This is a genomic window from Flintibacter sp. SJQ-8 (assembly GCF_054108085.1).
This window is the reverse complement of sequence record NZ_JBPJWR010000017.1, coordinates 97485-112430: the sequence shown is the minus strand read 5'-3', so window position 1 is coordinate 112430 and position 14946 is coordinate 97485. Positions and strand designations below refer to the sequence as shown.

13 protein-coding genes are annotated in these 14946 nt (G+C 60.5%); 1 reads left to right on the top strand and 12 read right to left on the bottom strand.

Annotation, left to right across the window (positions count from 1 at the left end; genetic code table 11):
* Window positions 1-125: 125 nt before the first annotated feature.
* Together gctB and ACSAMP_RS16285 are read right to left on the bottom strand one after the other, a co-directional pair.
* A complete protein-coding gene (gctB, locus tag ACSAMP_RS16290; protein ID WP_441796095.1) occupies window positions 126-929 on the bottom strand; it encodes a glutaconate CoA-transferase subunit B in 804 nt (267 codons plus the stop codon).
* 21 nt (window positions 930-950) lie between these two features.
* Window positions 951-2048 (bottom strand): CoA transferase subunit A, encoded by a 1098-nt coding sequence (locus ACSAMP_RS16285; protein WP_441796096.1) that lies wholly within the window; start codon window positions 2046-2048, stop codon window positions 951-953.
* 275 nt (window positions 2049-2323) lie between these two features.
* Here ACSAMP_RS16285 and ACSAMP_RS16280 point away from each other — a divergent pair, with 275 nt between their 5' ends.
* Window positions 2324-3160, top strand: coding sequence for a helix-turn-helix transcriptional regulator (locus ACSAMP_RS16280; protein WP_441796097.1), 837 nt, complete (start codon window positions 2324-2326; stop codon window positions 3158-3160).
* A gap of 207 nt (window positions 3161-3367) precedes the next feature.
* Here ACSAMP_RS16280 and ACSAMP_RS16275 read toward each other — a convergent pair whose 3' ends face one another.
* The 10 genes from ACSAMP_RS16275 to ACSAMP_RS16230 form a co-directional block, all read right to left on the bottom strand.
* Window positions 3368-4681 (bottom strand): 5-methylcytosine restriction system specificity protein McrC, encoded by a 1314-nt coding sequence (locus tag ACSAMP_RS16275; protein ID WP_457801056.1) that lies wholly within the window; start codon window positions 4679-4681, stop codon window positions 3368-3370.
* The gene (locus tag ACSAMP_RS16270) at window positions 4656-6746 is read right to left on the bottom strand and encodes an McrB family protein (RefSeq protein ID WP_457801055.1); all 2091 of its coding nucleotides are present in this window, start codon (window positions 6744-6746) and stop codon (window positions 4656-4658) included. The genes ACSAMP_RS16275 and ACSAMP_RS16270 overlap by 26 nt, the downstream gene beginning before the upstream one ends.
* Before the next feature lie 25 nt (window positions 6747-6771).
* On the bottom strand, window positions 6772-7650 hold the full coding sequence (locus tag ACSAMP_RS16265; protein WP_457801054.1) for a YitT family protein: 879 nt from the start codon (window positions 7648-7650) through the stop codon (window positions 6772-6774).
* A 96-nt stretch (window positions 7651-7746) separates the two neighbouring features.
* Complete coding sequence (gene pgsA / locus ACSAMP_RS16260; RefSeq protein WP_441796101.1) at window positions 7747-8271, bottom strand: CDP-diacylglycerol--glycerol-3-phosphate 3-phosphatidyltransferase; 525 nt, start codon at window positions 8269-8271, stop codon at window positions 7747-7749.
* 49 nt (window positions 8272-8320) lie between these two features.
* A complete protein-coding gene (gene rimO, locus ACSAMP_RS16255) occupies window positions 8321-9646 on the bottom strand; it encodes a 30S ribosomal protein S12 methylthiotransferase RimO (protein ID WP_457801053.1) in 1326 nt (441 codons plus the stop codon).
* Window positions 9647-9669: 23 nt separating this feature from the next.
* Window positions 9670-10296 (bottom strand): regulatory protein RecX, encoded by a 627-nt coding sequence (locus tag ACSAMP_RS16250; RefSeq protein WP_441796103.1) that lies wholly within the window; start codon window positions 10294-10296, stop codon window positions 9670-9672.
* Between the two features lie 3 nt (window positions 10297-10299).
* Complete coding sequence (gene recA, locus ACSAMP_RS16245; protein ID WP_441796104.1) at window positions 10300-11430, bottom strand: recombinase RecA; 1131 nt, start codon at window positions 11428-11430, stop codon at window positions 10300-10302.
* Window positions 11431-11566: 136 nt separating this feature from the next.
* Window positions 11567-12430 (bottom strand): peptide chain release factor N(5)-glutamine methyltransferase, encoded by an 864-nt coding sequence (prmC, locus tag ACSAMP_RS16240; RefSeq protein WP_457801052.1) that lies wholly within the window; start codon window positions 12428-12430, stop codon window positions 11567-11569.
* Window positions 12431-12469: 39 nt separating this feature from the next.
* The gene (locus ACSAMP_RS16235) at window positions 12470-13471 is read right to left on the bottom strand and encodes a DUF1385 domain-containing protein (protein WP_457801051.1); all 1002 of its coding nucleotides are present in this window, start codon (window positions 13469-13471) and stop codon (window positions 12470-12472) included.
* A 41-nt stretch (window positions 13472-13512) separates the two neighbouring features.
* A complete protein-coding gene (locus tag ACSAMP_RS16230) occupies window positions 13513-14940 on the bottom strand; it encodes a sensor histidine kinase (RefSeq protein ID WP_441796107.1) in 1428 nt (475 codons plus the stop codon).
* Between the last annotated feature and the right edge of the window lie 6 nt (window positions 14941-14946).

Sequence of the window (14946 nt, the reverse complement as noted above, 5' to 3'; positions counted from 1 at the left end):
ACATCTCGTCACGTTGTCCGACGGCAGCAGTATGCCGATCAGGATCAGGGCGAGGAGAAGAACGAGAAGAATGAGCATATCTCTATTGTTCTTATTCTCCATATCTTTACTCCGAAAAAGCCAAATTAGTCCTTGGGGACCTTGATGAAGGCCTGGCCGGGGTCGATCTCCTCACGGATCAGCTTAATGATCTCGGGGCCGGGACCCTCCATCAGCTGGGCGCGGGACACGTCGATGTCGAAACCGGTGTTCTCCTGGACCATCTCGGGGGTGGAGAACGGATAGTAATAAGCCAGATACATCCGCTTGGTCTGCTCATCGAACTTCATGATGCCCAGGTCGGTGACGACCATCTGGGGGCCGCGGTTGCCGGGCAGACCGGCGCGCTCACGGCCGCCGGGGCCGTCCATCCAGCCGCAGGAGGTGATGTAGTCGATCTTCTCCATGAAGCGGCGCTTCTGGTGCTGCATCATGATGATGGTGTTGCAGTAACCGGCAATGCCGTTGGCGCCGCCGGAGCCGGTGAACCGGGTCTGGGGCTTGACATAGTCGCCCTTGCCATAGATGCAGGTGGAGTTCACGTTGCCATAGGGGTCGATCTGGGCGCCGCCGATGAAGGCCACCATACGGTCCACATCGTGCAGCCACTCGTTGGCCTCAAAGCCGATGAAGCGGATGTTGGGCCACTGCACGGCGCAGTGAGCCATGAAGCGGTTGTCGCCCACGGAACGGGGCACCTCAACGGGGTCGCAGTCCATCAGGCCGCTCTCCACGATGGGGTGGCAGGAGGGGCACACGGCCCGCTTGGCCAGAGAAGCGCCGATCAGGGGCAGGCCGGTGCCCACGATGACGATCTGGTTCTCCTTGATGTTCTTAGCAATGGCATAAGCCTGCATTTCCTGCTTGGTATACTTGGTATAATCAGACATTTTCAATATCCTCCCTGCTTCTCAGTGTCTGGTGGAGTAGCCCAGGTGGGGCTCGTTCTTCAGGCGCAGCAGACGGGCGCCGCCGATCTTATCCAGCAGCTCGTCCTGGTCCTTGATGGAATAGACCCACTTGTCCAGGAAATCCTTAAAGGTCTCGGGGAAGGCCACACCGGCGGCGGCGTCATCAGCGGCCTTCTTGGCGCGGGCAGCGGCGTCGGCCAGCTTGGCGTCCTCGGGCTTGGCGGCAGCGGCCTTCTCGGCCTTGGCAGCGGCCTTGGCCAGCTGGGCCTTGGCGTCCTCGGCGTCCTGATACTTAGAGGCCTTGTCATACTCCTTCAGGGCGTGAGAGTCGTTGTCATAGTAGTTGTAGCACTGGGCGGGCCAAGCGCCATAGGGGCAGTGGACCACGGCGTCCACGCACTGGCCGAAGATGCGGGTCAGGGTGGGATCGCGGCGGATGTACTCGTCGCTGACCAGGTCCTCGCAGGTCACGATGACCTTGCGGGCGGCCACGGCGATGTCGATGTCGTGGAACTCATCGCCCTCGATGATGCAGGTGCCGTCGGGGCTGGCCTTCTGCACGTGGATGATCGCGGTGTCCAGCTTGGGCACGGGGACAGCGATGACCTGCTCGCCGGGGTTGAAGGGGTTCTCCACCCGGACCAGCTTCTTGTCGTCCACCTTGTCCAGGGTCTTGCGGACCTCCTCGCTGATGCCCCAATACTGCTCCAGACCGGAGCCCTGCATCAGGCGCACAGGCAGGAAGGGCAGGCCCAGAGAGGCGGCGTGCAGCTGGAGCATCAGGACGTCCTGAGAGTAGTCCTCATAGGTCAGCTGGCCCTTCTCGATGGCAGCACGGAACCGGCGGGACACGTTGGTGTAGCCGGAGTTGGCGGTGTAGCAGTTGATATAAGCCTTCACACGGCCCTCGCCGATCATCATGTCCCAATCGCCGCCGGCAGGACCGGCCCAGACGGTAAAGTCCTTCTGGCCCTGACGCAGGATCTCATACACCGCAGCATAGGGCTTGCGGTTGGTGGTGAACCCGCCGAAGGAGATGCAGTCGCCGCTCTCGACGAACTTCTCCACCGCGTCGTGCAAGGAATACACTTTGTTCATGGTAAAACCTCCGTTGCAAAATGTTTTTTGGTTTTTCTTGCTTGTTTGCTTCCTCTGGTTTTCAAGGTACGAAAAACTGCGCATATGCGCTATTTATCGGCTACTTATTGTAGCACAGGTCGTCCAGTGGGTCTAGCTTTAATTTAGCAAAAAGTTTGCATATCTTCTCCTTCCATGATATAATAGCAAAACAGCGGGGGCAACGCCCATTTTTTCGCCCCCTTCTCCCCGGCCAGCCGCTGCCCGCCCGCCGGACCCTTACGGAGGTTCTGTCTATGACCAATGTGGAATTCCACTTACAACTCAACCACAATGACACCTGGAACATGAGTCGGCTGCACTTTCACGACCATTTCGAGTTTCTGCTGCCCCTGACCAGTCCGGGCAACATCTTTGTGAACGACCAGGTCTATCCCCTTCAGCGGGGCACGCTGTACCTCATCGGGGAGAACACCCTCCACCGCACCATGGCCACCGGCTTTCACGCCCGGTATATCCTGCACATCAGCCGCAAGGCCCTGGACCAGCTGTCCACCCCCCAGACCGACTTCACCCAGCTGACCCACGACTCCTTCCGCCGGGCCAACCTGAACGCGGAGGAGATGACCGACCTCATCGAGCTGTTTCAGGCCCTGGAGCGCAACAAAAACGACGGCTCCTTCGGCAGCGACATCCACCAGATGACCGCCCTGCTGAACCTGCTGGTCTATGTGGCCCCCGCCCTGAACGCCGCCACCGCGGGCGAGGCCATCCGAAACAAGGACTTTCTGCGGGTGGCCCCCATCCTGGACTACATCCGGGACAACCTGGCCGACCCCCTCACCCTGGACCAGATCGCCAGCCAGTTCTATATCAGCAAGCACTATCTCTGCCGCATCTTCAAGGCGGCCACCGGCTTCTCCGTCATGGAGTATATCATCTACAGCCGGGTGCTGCGGGCCCGGCAGCTGCTTCAGGAGGGCGTCAGCGTGCAGCAGGCGGGAGAGCGCTCCGGCTTTTCCGACAACTCCCACTTCATCCGCACCTTCGGCCACCTCACCGGCATCACCCCCGGCCGCTATGCCAAGGAGTACCAGTCCAGCGACCAAATCCTGCTGCGGGAGAACATTTAAGCCGGTTTTCCACCGGGTTTTCCCCATTTTATGAAAGTCCGTTGGTCAACATCTGCAAATCCCCCTCCCCTTCACAGGGCTGCCGCTTTCGCGCGGGAGCATTCTAAAAATTTCAAGACCCAGGGAAACCGCAAGTGCGCGCGTTCCCTGGGTCATTTTGTCCTCTATGCAAGAACAGAGCGGCCAAATCGCCGCCCTGTTCTTCATTCATGCAAACACACGGACGAACCGCTCTTCCTGGTCTCTCATACGCGCGGCAAACTCTGAATAGCTCCCCGCGTCCACCGGGATCTGCAAGCCGTGCTTGGTGACGCTGACGTCATCCCGGGGGACAACATTCTTCTCATAGGTGGAGCCGCGATTCATCCACAGCTTCAGATCCTCCGCGCCTTTCGCCTCGGGATAGAGATAGTAGCCGATTTTGGCATCAAACCGGAACATATAGGCCAGCAGCTGCAAATAGTCCCGGCCATCGATGTTGCCCATGGGCTTATATTTGGCGTCGGCGACGATCCTCTGCGCCCCGTCCCTGCCGATAAAATCGGGATAGATTTTCCCCACGTTTCCGTGGAACAGTCTCTGGGCACCTTCGCCGCTCTTGTTTCTCGGATGGTAGAAGATATCCCCGACGAGCAAGGCGATGTACTCCTCCCACAGCCACGCGCCGTCAAATAAGATCCCGTATATCTGCCTGGACCCCGAACCGATCTGGTGTTTCTGGTGCTGAAGGATCAGCAGGCACAGCCGCTGTAAGGCCAGATACTCCCGGAAATAGGCGTGGCGGACGGGGCTTTGTTTATTCTGCTCTATGATCCTCTGCCGGTCACCGGGCGCATACCCCGGCGTGGCGTCGATCACCTGCGTTACCTCGTCCTTTGCTTTGGCAAGCAGACGGTTTCCATAGGGCTTTCTCTTGATAAATTCTATCGTGTGCCGCACCAGCTCCATCAGGCCGTTGTCAAAAGAAAACTCCCGCTGGTGATAGGCGATCTTCCCCACAAAGGGCGTGTTCCGCCCGATATGCCTGGCCACGTCGATGACGCCCTTCACGTTCCCGTCGTTATACCGGCGGCGGATATACTGCTTGAACGGGCCCTTCCGCATGGCGGCCTTGAGATAGTGGGGAAACAGGAACAGCAAAAACTGAAACAGCCGGTTCTCCTGTTCGGCGTCGGCCTCCAAATCGACCAGGTTGGGAAAGCCCAGAACCTTGTCCAGCAGATACTGAAAAAAGTGGTCCTCCCCGCCGCCGCAGAAGCGGGACTGGATGATGAGCCGCTCATCGCCCCAGCCGAGAAAGCCCATCACATTGCCGGAGCGATAGGCATCGTTGACGCTTTGCAGGACCATCTGCTCCCGGGTCATGTCCTCCATGTCCGTTACGGTCTCGGGAAACAGGAACACCCCCTCCCGCTCCAGCTGCTCCAGGTTCTTGTCCGCCAGCTTGCCCGTCAGCCCTTCCACGGAAGAAAAGGCGCTTTTTTTCTGCCGGGAATTATCCCGGATCTTCAGCAGCTTCATTGGTGTCACCCCGGACGGGTCTCTGATAGCCGTATGCCTTTGCAAAGCGGTCCATCAGCCTCTCCTCGTCGTACATGCCCCGAACATATTCCTGCAAAAGCGGCTGCAAATAGTCGGTCCACAGCTGGTCAAAGCTCAGGGTCTTCAGCTTCAGGAAGTAGGCCGCGCCGATCTGATAGTTCTCGTTCAGGTCCTCCACCCCGGCGATTGCTTTGTTGAGATCGCCCATCCGCCTGATTGCCTCGTTCTTCAGCTCCTCGTTTTCCAGGGACGCCAGCATCTCCAGGCGCTCGTCCGCTTTCAGCTCTACGAATCGGAACCGGCGGCGCATGGCAAAATCAAAGCTGTCCACCGAGCGGTCAATGTCGTTCATGGTGCCGATGATGTAGAGATTTTCGGGGATATAGAACTTCTCGTCCGGGTCAGAATGCAGATTGGAATACTGGGTGGAAATTTCCCCGGCCCTGCCGCGATACCCGGGGTCTATGGAAAAGAACAGCTCTCCGAAAATTTTCGATATCTCGCCCCGGTTGATCTCGTCGATGATAAAGATGTACTTTTTCAGCTTTTCCTGTTTTACCTGTGCCTTTGAAGCTGTAATTTTCTTTGCCTGAATGGCCTTATAGATGGCAAAGTCATAGGAGTATCCCTGTGTAGCGAATGTCTTTCCGAAAAAAGCTGTAACATCCTTTATCTTTTCGAACTTCTGCCCGGACTCCAGCATCTTTCTCACTTCGTCCAAATGCAAAGTGAGCTTGTTCGATGTCTCATTTCCAGGAATGGAAATATTGATAAGCCCATCATCTACGCTCGTTATAGTAAATTTGTTCCCATTGATGGTCTTAAACGTGTCAACGCCGAATTCAATGTCGGAGAAAAATTCTGTCATAGCCTCCTGGGCAGAGAGTTCTTTTTCCACCACTTCTTTGGTTTTTTTGGAATCCTCGTAATTTTTTCTGGCGCAGTCCACAAATTTTTTGAAAATGCCGTCCCGCAGCGCAAAGCCCATGCTCCCATCGGCGTTGAGCTTTGGTCTCAGCCCCTCCACAAAGTCGGAGTAGTCATAGCTGGGGTGGAACTGGACGAACTCCACCTGCTTTTTCTGCTCGTCCGTGAGGAGGGTGTAATCGTCAAAGTAGCCGTCGCTGACGATATCCGCCGCGATCTCCCTGGCCAGATAGGACTTGCCGGTGCCGGGAGCGCCCCTGAAAATCAGATTTTTGGCTTCGAGCAGCATGTGCGAGAACCCGTTCCGACACCCTTCAGGCTGGGGAGCCGCATCCGGCGCTGCTTCCGTCTTCTCCGCCGCAGTCTCCTTTTCATCCTTGTCCCGATAGGTCAAAACGAACCGGTCCCCCGGCTGGCCAAACCGCTTCAGGCACTCCTGAACGAAGCGGATCGTGGAGAAGATATTCCAGCTGTAGATCACGAACCGACGCCCGTTGTCATAACTGTAGGTCAGATATTCGATGGAATTTTTATATCTTTTGAATTCCTCTACACTGGTATAAATGCCGCAGATCATCTGGCTGCTCGGCTTGTATTTGCAAACAGGAAAGTTCTCCTTCTCCTCCACCGACAGGGCGGCAAGCTGCTTTTCGAATATCTGACAAGCAAGGCGCGGCAGGGTCATGTTGGATATCTTCTTCTCACCCTTTCTGTGGGCCCGCTTGATGATATCCCCGTTCGCCCGCTGAAAACAGACGCCCAGGGGCACATAGTTATCCCCGAGGCTCAAGTCATCCATGGTAAAGCGCTCATCCGTGGACACCACGCCCTGGGCCGTGACGGTCAGCTCAAACTTCTCCTGCCGCTTGGTCTCAATGGCAAAGCCCAGACGCTCCAGACAGTTCCTTGCATCCTCGCTGCCGAAGGACTCCGTGGAAATATCCGTCCCGTTTGCCAGATGGTCCGCCACGGCCACCACATACTTGGGCGGATAGGTCTTCCCGTTTTCAGACACAAGCACGTATTTCATGCTCACGTTGTGCTCGGGGACGCCCTTCTCGTCGATGAACTTCAGGGCGTTTACGATCTCCTGTTTGCTCAGCTTTGGTACAGCCATGCCGCGCCTCCTGTCTTTCTGCGGTTTAATCCCTCGGGTCCCGATAGAAGTTGCCCATCAGCTTCTCTGTGCGGATGACGTTTACAAAGGCCTGGGGGTCGGCCTGTTTGACCTTGCGGGTCAGGCGGCGGAGCTGGTTGCTGCCCACCACGGAATAGATCATCACGCAGGGCTCCCCGTTGTAAAGGCCAACGCCCTCGATGAGGGTGGCGGTGTGGCGGGTGTCCTGGATCTGGGCGCACACGCCCCCGGCCTTCTCCCGCCCGGTGACGATGAACAGCGTCACCCGCCGCCCGTCCGGGTCCATCATGCGGATGACCTGGGTGCTGGCAAACTGGAAGATGATGGAGTACAGCGCCCGGTCCCAGCCGAACAGGGCGCCGGCCACCATGAGCATGATCACGTTGCCGCAGAAGATATAGTTCCAGGCGTTCACGTTCTTCCGCTCGGCCAGGGCGATGGCGATAAAGTCGGTGCCGCCGCTGGTGATGCGCGCCTGAAGGCACAGGCTGATGGAAAAGCCGTTGATCAGGCCGCCGAACACGCAGATGAGCAGGATGTCCTCCGTCACCGGCACCGAGGGAACCAGGTCGGTGAAAATACTGCTGACCACAATGGCCAGGCAGGAGTACATGGTGAACCGCTTGCCGATGAGCTTAAAGCTCACCGCCGCCGGGATGGCGTTGAGCACCAGGTTGATGGGGGCAAAGGGCAGCGTCACGCCCCAGAATTCCTGGGCGCAGCGCTGGGCCAGACGGGTCAGGCCGGTAAAGCCGCCGGGGAACAGGTCGCCCGCCTGGACAAAGCTCTTATAGTTCAGGGCCATGATAATAGAATAGATGGTGATGACCAGCAGGCGTTTTCCAACCTCCCGCCAGGGGCCGATCTTTTTTGTGATGTCCATGCTCCGCTCCTTTTGTTGGTTTGTTGGTCTAAAATTGGTCCAAATGTTCTTCTCCCCGCCCTGGGATACCGGCAGGGCGGGGAAATAAGATCAGGTTTACTTTACGTCGGACAGCACGTCCAGATTCTTGGTGAAATACTCCACGCCGGAATAGATGGTGGTCAGCACGATCACCGCCACGCAGATGCTGTTCACCCAATAGGCGATGGGCAGCAGCATCAGCACGATGCACACCATGGTGCTGGCCGTTTTCACCTTGCCGGACCACCCGGCGGCGATGACCCGGCCCTTGTCCGCGGCGATCATCCGCAGGCCGGACACGGCAAACTCCCGCACGATGACGATGAGCAGGGCCCAGGCGGGCATCTGGCCGATCTCCACGAACCACAGCATAGCCGCCGTCACCAGGCACTTGTCCGCCAGGGGGTCCATAAACTTGCCGAAGTCGGTGATCTGGTTATAGTGCCGGGCGATATAGCCGTCCAGGGTGTCGGTGATGCTGGCCAGCGCAAAGATGGCCAGCGCCCAGTAGTTGGCCCCGGGCACATGCAGATACAGCACCAGCAAAAAGGCCGGGATCATCACGACCCGCAGCAAGGTCAGCTTATTGGCGGTATTCATGGGTTTGAAATCTCCTTTATGCGCTTCAATATGCGCTGTGTATTCTGATTTATTCGTCGATCTCGCCGGTCAGGTCCCCGTCCATGGTGCCGGTGATGCGCACGTTCACAAAGCTCCCGGCGGGCACCAGTCCGGCGGCGGTGAAATAGACGTGGCCGTCGATCTCCACCGAGTCGGCATAGGTCCGGCCCACATAGCACCCGGCCTGGCTGTCAAAGCCCTCGCACAGGACTTCCATCACCGTGCCCAGGCGCTGCTCGTTATATTCGTCCATCACCCGGGACTGGAGGTCCACCACCAACTCCACCCGGCGCTGGGCGGTGTCCGGGTCCACCTGGCCGTCCATGGCGGCGGCCAGGGTGCCCTCCTCCGGGGAGAACTGGAACACCCCCGCCCGCTGGAGCTTCTCCTCCCGCAGGAACTGGCACAGCTCTTCAAACTCCGCCTCGCCCTCCCCGGGCAGGCCGCAGATGAGGGAGGTGCGCAGCACCACGTCGGGCATGGCTTTCCGCAGCTTGGCAAACAGGGCCTGGATGTCCGCCTTTGTCGTGTGGCGGCGCATGGCCTTTAGAATTTTGTCGTTGCAGTGCTGGATGGGGATGTCCAGATAGTGGACGATCTTGGGGTTTTTCGCCATGGTCTCGATCAAATTGTCGGTGATGACCTCGGGATAGAGATAGTGCAGGCGGACCCAGTGGAAGTCCAGCTTGCACAGCTCCCCCAGCAGCCCGGCCAGGCTGGAGCCGTCCTTCCGGTCCATGCCATAGCGGGTGATGTCCTGGGCGATGACAATCAGCTCCTTCACCCCGGCCTGAGACAGCTCTCTGGCCTCGGCCAGCACCGCGTCCATAGACCGGCTGCGGTAGCGGCCCCGCAGCTTGGGGATGATGCAGAAGGCGCAGCCGTTGCTGCACCCCTCGGCGATCTTCAGATAGGCGGTGTAGCCCGGGGTGGTGACCATCCGCTCCCCGTCCTCATAGGTGGTGTTGATCCCGGCGAAGTGCTCGGCCTTCTCCCCGGCCATCAGCTCCTCCACGGCGGTGACCACGTCGGTATAGCTCCCCGTGCCCAGCATTCCGTCCACCTCGGGCAGTTCCTGGCGGATGTCGTCGGCATAGCGCTGGGTCAGGCAGCCGGCCACCAGCAGCTTTTTCAGCTTGCCCTCCTCTTTCAGATGGGCCAGCTGTAAAATATTATCAATGGCCTCGCTCTTGGCCGACTCGATAAAGCCACAGGTGTTCAGCACCGCCACGTCGGCCCCCTCCGGCTCGCCGGTGATGGTGTGGCCCGCCTGGCGGCACAGGGCCATCATCTGTTCGGTGTTCACCAGATTTTTGGCGCAGCCCAATGAGACAAAGGCAATTTTATAAGGCATCGTTTTTTCGCTCCTAGTTTACTTTAATCATATTCTATGTCGATCCCGGTCTCATACCGGGCCAGGGCGTCCCGGATGTCTGACCAGGAGAAGCCCCGGCGGGCCAGGGCGGCGGTGACCTTTTGCAGCTGCTTCCGGTCCCCCGTCCACCCCGCCAGCTTCTTTTGCAGAAAGGCGTCGATGGCCTCGGTGGAGTCCTCCACCTGGGCCAGGGCGTCATCCCAATAGTCCCGGGGGACACCCCGGCGATACAGCTCGTCCCGCAGCTTCTTTTCCCCAAAGCCCCGGGCGGAGTACACCCGCACGATCTGGGCGGCATAGTCCGCCTCGTTGAGATAGCCCAGCTCCTCCATGCGGTCGCACACGGCGTCCGCCTCCTCCGGCTGGGCCCCCCACTCGTTCAGCTTCCGCGTCAGCTCCCGCCGGGACTGGGGCTTGCGGGAAAGCAGCTCTAAGGCCCGCTCCCGGAGCTGGCGGCGGCGGAGCCCGGCGGTCAGGGCTTCTGTCTCCTCCTCCGTCAGCTCTCTGCCAGAGTACAGGGCGAAGTCGGCGATCTCCTGCTGGCCCACCCGCAAAATAGAGCCGTCCTCCAGCATGGCCAGCCAGCGGCCCTGCACCCGCTGAGAGGGCTTCAGCTCCTGAATGACCACGGCTTAGTCCTCGTCCACGGGGCCGTCCACAAAGTCATCGGCGGACACATCCACCGCCTGGCCCGCGGACTTCTTCTCCGGCTTGTCCGCCTTGCCGTTCTTCATGCCCATCAGCTTATAGGCGTTGGCCCGGACCTCGGCCTCCACTTTCTCGGCCACGTCGGGGTTGTCCTTTAAATACTGCCGGGCGGCGTCCCGGCCCTGGCCGATGCGCAGATCGCCCATGGAGAACCAGGAGCCGGACTTCTGGATGATGTCCAGCTTCACCGCCAGGTCCACCATCTCGCCCCACTTGGAGATGCCCTGGCCATAGAGGATCTCAAACTCCGCCTCCCGGAAGGGGGGCGCCACCTTGTTCTTCACGATCTTGGCCCGGGTGCGGTTGCCGATGATCTCGCCGCCCACTTTGATGCCCTCGATGCGGCGCACGTCGATGCGCACGGAGGCATAGAACTTCAGGGCACGTCCGCCGGTGGTCACCTCCGGGTTGCCGTACATCACGCCTACCTTTTCACGCAGCTGGTTGATGAAGATGACGATGCAGTTGGTCTTGGCGATGGAGCCGGCCAGCTTCCGCAGGGCCTGGCTCATCAGGCGGGCCAGCAGGCCCACGTGGGCGTCGCCCATGTCGCCCTCGATCTCCGCCCGGGGGGTCAGGGCGGCCACCGAGTCCACCACCACCACGTCCAGGGCGCCGGAGCGCACCAGGGCCTCGCAGATCTCCAGGCCCTGCTCGCCGGTGTCCGGCTGAGAGATGAGCATGGAGTCGATGTCCACGCCCAAGGCACGGGCATAGGATGGGTCCAGGGCGTGCTCGGCGTCGATGAAGGCCACCTCGCCCCCCCGCTTCTGGGCCTCGGCCACAATGTGCAGGGCCAGGGTGGTCTTGCCGGAGGATTCCGGCCCGTATATCTCGATGATGCGGCCCTTGGGCACGCCGCCGATGCCTAATGCGATGTCCAGCGACAGGGAACCGGTGGGGATGGACTCCACCACGATGCCCGTGTTCTCGCCCAGGCGCATGATGGAGCCCTTGCCATAATTGCGCTCGATCTGGGCCATGCAGGTCTCCAGTGCTTTCTTCTTATCCTCAGCGGGGCTGGGGGACTCTAAAGGCGGTTTTTTGGTTGCCATATCCTCTCTTCTCCTTTCTGGCCGGAATTTGATCCGGCCCGCAGAGCCGGGGCGCTTGCCGCCCCTTCTGGTGTATATATATATCTTTCGCAGCTTACTCTAATGGAAATGCTGTCCTATAAACCGGACAGTGGTCTTAATCCCGGGCGGTGCCCTCCACCACCCGCCAGATGCCCTGGGTGTCCTGGGCGCTCTGGATGTCCTGATAGCCGTTCTGGGCCAGGATCTCCTCCACCGCCGGGGCCTGGCCGATGCCGACCTCGAACAGCAGGGCGCCGCCCAGGCGCAGGGCGGCCTTCCACTTGGGGGCAATGGCCCGGTAATAGTCCAGGCCGTCCTCTCCCCCGTCCAGAGCCATCCGGGGCTCATAGTCCCGCACAGAGGCGTCCAGCCCGGCGATGTCCCCGGAGGGGATATAGGGCGGGTTGCACACGATGACGTCAAAGTCCCACAGGGCGGGGCTGGGGTTGTCCATGGCGTCCACAGAGAGACAGGTGACCCGGGCGTTCAGGCCGTTGCGCCGCACGTTCTGCTTGCAGGTACGCAGCGCCCCCTCGGACAGATCGCCCAGCACCACCCGGCAGGTGGGTACCTGGGACGCGATGGCCAGTCCCACACAGCCGCTTCCGGCGCACAGGTCCAGCACCCGTGCCCCCTCCCCGGCCTCCTGCGCCCGGGCGATGCCCCGTTCGGCCAGCAGCTCGGTGTCGGCCCGGGGGATGAGCACATCCCGGCTGATGTCCAGGGGCAGGCCATAGAACTCCCACTCCCCGATGATATAGGCCACCGGCTCCCCCGCCAGCCGCCGCTGCACCAGCTCCTCCACCCGCTTTTCCAGCTGGGCGGAGGCGTACAGGGACATGTCCCGATACAGCTGCTCCCGGCTCTTGTCGGCGGCGTAGCACACGATCTCCCGGGCCTCCAGCTGGGCGGCCTCTACCCCAGCCTTTTTCAGCCTGGCCCGGGCGTCCAGATACAGATTGTTATAGGTCGTCGCCATGACTTCCCACCTCGCCTTTCCTCTCTCGCTCCGCCTTGTTTACCACGCGTCCGCGCCCTTCTCCTCGGGCAGGACCAGCTCCAGGGCGTGGATGCCCACCTCGATCATGGAGTCATCCGGCTCGAAGGTGGTGAAATTTTGCAGCCACAGGCCGGGGGCCGTTAAAACCCGGGTAATGGGCCCGTCGTGGCGGCCCGCCCAGCGGTTGAACTCATAGCTGATGCCCACGATCACCGGCAGCATGGCCAGGTGGGCCAGAAAACGCAGAATGACGTTGTGTACGGGCCAGACGGCAAACACCGCCGTGGACACCAGAATGGAAATGGCAATGACCATGAACAAAAAGCTGGTGCCGCACCGGGGATGGTGCCGGGGCTGGATGCGCACGTTCTCCACCGTCAGGGGCAGCCCTGCCTCATAGCAGAAGATGGTCTTGTGCTCGGCCCCGTGATAGGAGAAGACCCGTTTCATCTCCTTCATCCGGGAGCACAGGGCCAGATAGCCCACAAAGATGATGATCTTCAGCAGGCTCTCCGCCAGGTTCCGGGCCAGCATAGAATCGGTAAACAGGGTGATGAAGGTGCCCAGCAGGGTGGGCAGCAGGAAGAACAGTCCGATGGACATGCCCGCCCCCAGCAGCACCGCCAGGGTGGTGATCACCGAGGTGGCCTTTTCGCTGCCCAGGTGCTTTTCCAGCCACTGCTCCAGCTTAGAGTCCTCCTCTTCCGCCCCGCTCTCCCCGTCCTCGGGGAAGAACTCCGCCGAGTACATCAGGGCGGTGACGCCGTTATACATGGAGTCGGCAAAGTTCACGATGCCCCGGATGAAGGGCAGGCCCAACACGGGGTAGCGGTCCTTGATGAAGCGCAGGTCCTTCACCTGGGTCTCCAGCTGGCCGTCGGGCTTGCGCACCACCACGGCCTGCTTCTTGGGACCGCGCATCATAATGCCCTCGATGAGGGCCTGGCCGCCGCACATGGTCTTGAACTTGGTGCTGCGGCCCTGGGTATTTGCTTTGGTTTGGGTTTGGTTTTCCAGCATGAATGGTCTCCTTCTGTGTTCCGGCGCGCCGCCGGGATGGGTCACGCCTCGATGGGCAGGCGGATGGTGACGACGCAGCCGCCGCCCTGGGCGTTGCCGATGTCCAGAACGCCCTCGTGGCGGGTGACGATCTCCTCGCACACCGCCAGGCCGATGCCGGAGCCTCGGGCCTTGGACGTTCCCTTATAGAACTTGTTTTTGATGAAGGGCAGCTCCTCCTCGGGCACGCCGGGGCCATAGTCCCGGATGCGCACCACCGCCTCCGCCCCCTCCTGGGCCACGGACACGTCGATGCGCTTGCCCGAGCCGCCGTGCTTGGCAGCGTTGTCCAGCAGATTGCAGAACACCTGGCGCAGCCGCTCCGGGTCGCCGGAGATGGGCAGCACCTCCTCCGGGCAGTCCTGATAGCTCAGCTCGATGCCCTCCCGGCGGAAGAACTTCTGATAGGTATAGACCGCGTCCTCCACCTCGGCCTTCAGGTCCAGGGGCTCCACCGACAGGGTGAAGCGCCCGTCCTCGATGCGGGAGAACTCCAGCAGCTCCTCCACCATGTTGGTCAGACGGTGGGCTTCGGACACGATGATGTCCATGCCCTTCTGCACGTCCCGGGGGTCGGTGAGCTCGCCGCTCTGCAGGGTCTCCGCCCAGCCGTTGATGGCGGTGAGGGGGGTGCGCAGCTCGTGAGAGACGGAGGAGATAAACTCCGACTGGGTCTTCTCCGACTGCTTGATCTTCATGGACATGTCGTTGATGGTGTCTGTCAGGTCGCCGATCTCGTCGTCGAATTTTTTCTCGATCTGCACCCCATAGCTGCCGTCGGCGATGAGCCGTGCCGTCTCTGTGATGCTGGCCAACGGCTCTACGATGGAGCGGACGAAGTACAGATTGGAGAAATAGACCATGGCGAAGATGGCCATGGCGATGGCGGTGATCACCGCCATGGAGAAGATGAACTGCCGGTCAATGGCAGACAGAGAGGTCACATACCGGACCACGCCCACCGTCACTCCCTGATAGACCACGGGGCTGGAGGCGGCCAGTATCCGCTCCTTGGTGGAGGGGTCCCGGCCCATCCAGTGGGTGGTGATCTGGTTTTCCAGGGCGCCCCGGATGTCCTCGGTGTCCGGGGTGGCGCCGGTGGTCAGGTCGTTGCCTGAGTAGACCACCGCTCCGGTGGCGTCCAGAAATTGCAGCTCCAGATTGTTCTTCTCCTCATAGCTGCTCACGGCCTGCTGGGCCGCCGCCCAATACTGGGTGCGGGTATAGCTGCGAAAGCTCCCCGCCGCCGAGCTGGCCCGGCCTGTCAGGTCGTTGGCCGTGCTGGAGTAGTAATAGTTCCACAGGGCGGCAAAGAAGGAACCCAGGGCCAGGGCCAAGATCAGCAGCACCACGCCGATGCTGTTGAGCAGCCACCGCTTGCGGATGCCCCGTATCTTTACCTGGTCGTTCAAATCGGTCTTTTTGGCCACCGCGCT

Excerpts from the sequence above, each read along its gene's own strand:
- gctB (WP_441796095.1), bottom strand. The coding sequence starts at position 929 with ATGTCTGATTATACCAAGTATACCAAGCAGGAAATGCAGGCTTATGCC.
- ACSAMP_RS16285 (WP_441796096.1), bottom strand. The coding sequence starts at position 2,048 with ATGAACAAAGTGTATTCCTTGCACGACGCGGTGGAGAAGTTCGTCGAG.
- ACSAMP_RS16280 (WP_441796097.1), top strand. The coding sequence starts at position 2,324 with ATGACCAATGTGGAATTCCACTTACAACTCAACCACAATGACACCTGG.
- ACSAMP_RS16275 (WP_457801056.1), bottom strand. The coding sequence starts at position 4,681 with ATGAAGCTGCTGAAGATCCGGGATAATTCCCGGCAGAAAAAAAGCGCC.
- ACSAMP_RS16270 (WP_457801055.1), bottom strand. The coding sequence starts at position 6,746 with ATGGCTGTACCAAAGCTGAGCAAACAGGAGATCGTAAACGCCCTGAAG.
- ACSAMP_RS16265 (WP_457801054.1), bottom strand. The coding sequence starts at position 7,650 with ATGGACATCACAAAAAAGATCGGCCCCTGGCGGGAGGTTGGAAAACGC.
- pgsA (WP_441796101.1), bottom strand. The coding sequence starts at position 8,271 with ATGAATACCGCCAATAAGCTGACCTTGCTGCGGGTCGTGATGATCCCG.
- rimO (WP_457801053.1), bottom strand. The coding sequence starts at position 9,646 with ATGCCTTATAAAATTGCCTTTGTCTCATTGGGCTGCGCCAAAAATCTG.
- recA (WP_441796104.1), bottom strand. The coding sequence starts at position 11,430 with ATGGCAACCAAAAAACCGCCTTTAGAGTCCCCCAGCCCCGCTGAGGAT.
- prmC (WP_457801052.1), bottom strand. The coding sequence starts at position 12,430 with ATGGCGACGACCTATAACAATCTGTATCTGGACGCCCGGGCCAGGCTG.
- ACSAMP_RS16235 (WP_457801051.1), bottom strand. The coding sequence starts at position 13,471 with ATGCTGGAAAACCAAACCCAAACCAAAGCAAATACCCAGGGCCGCAGC.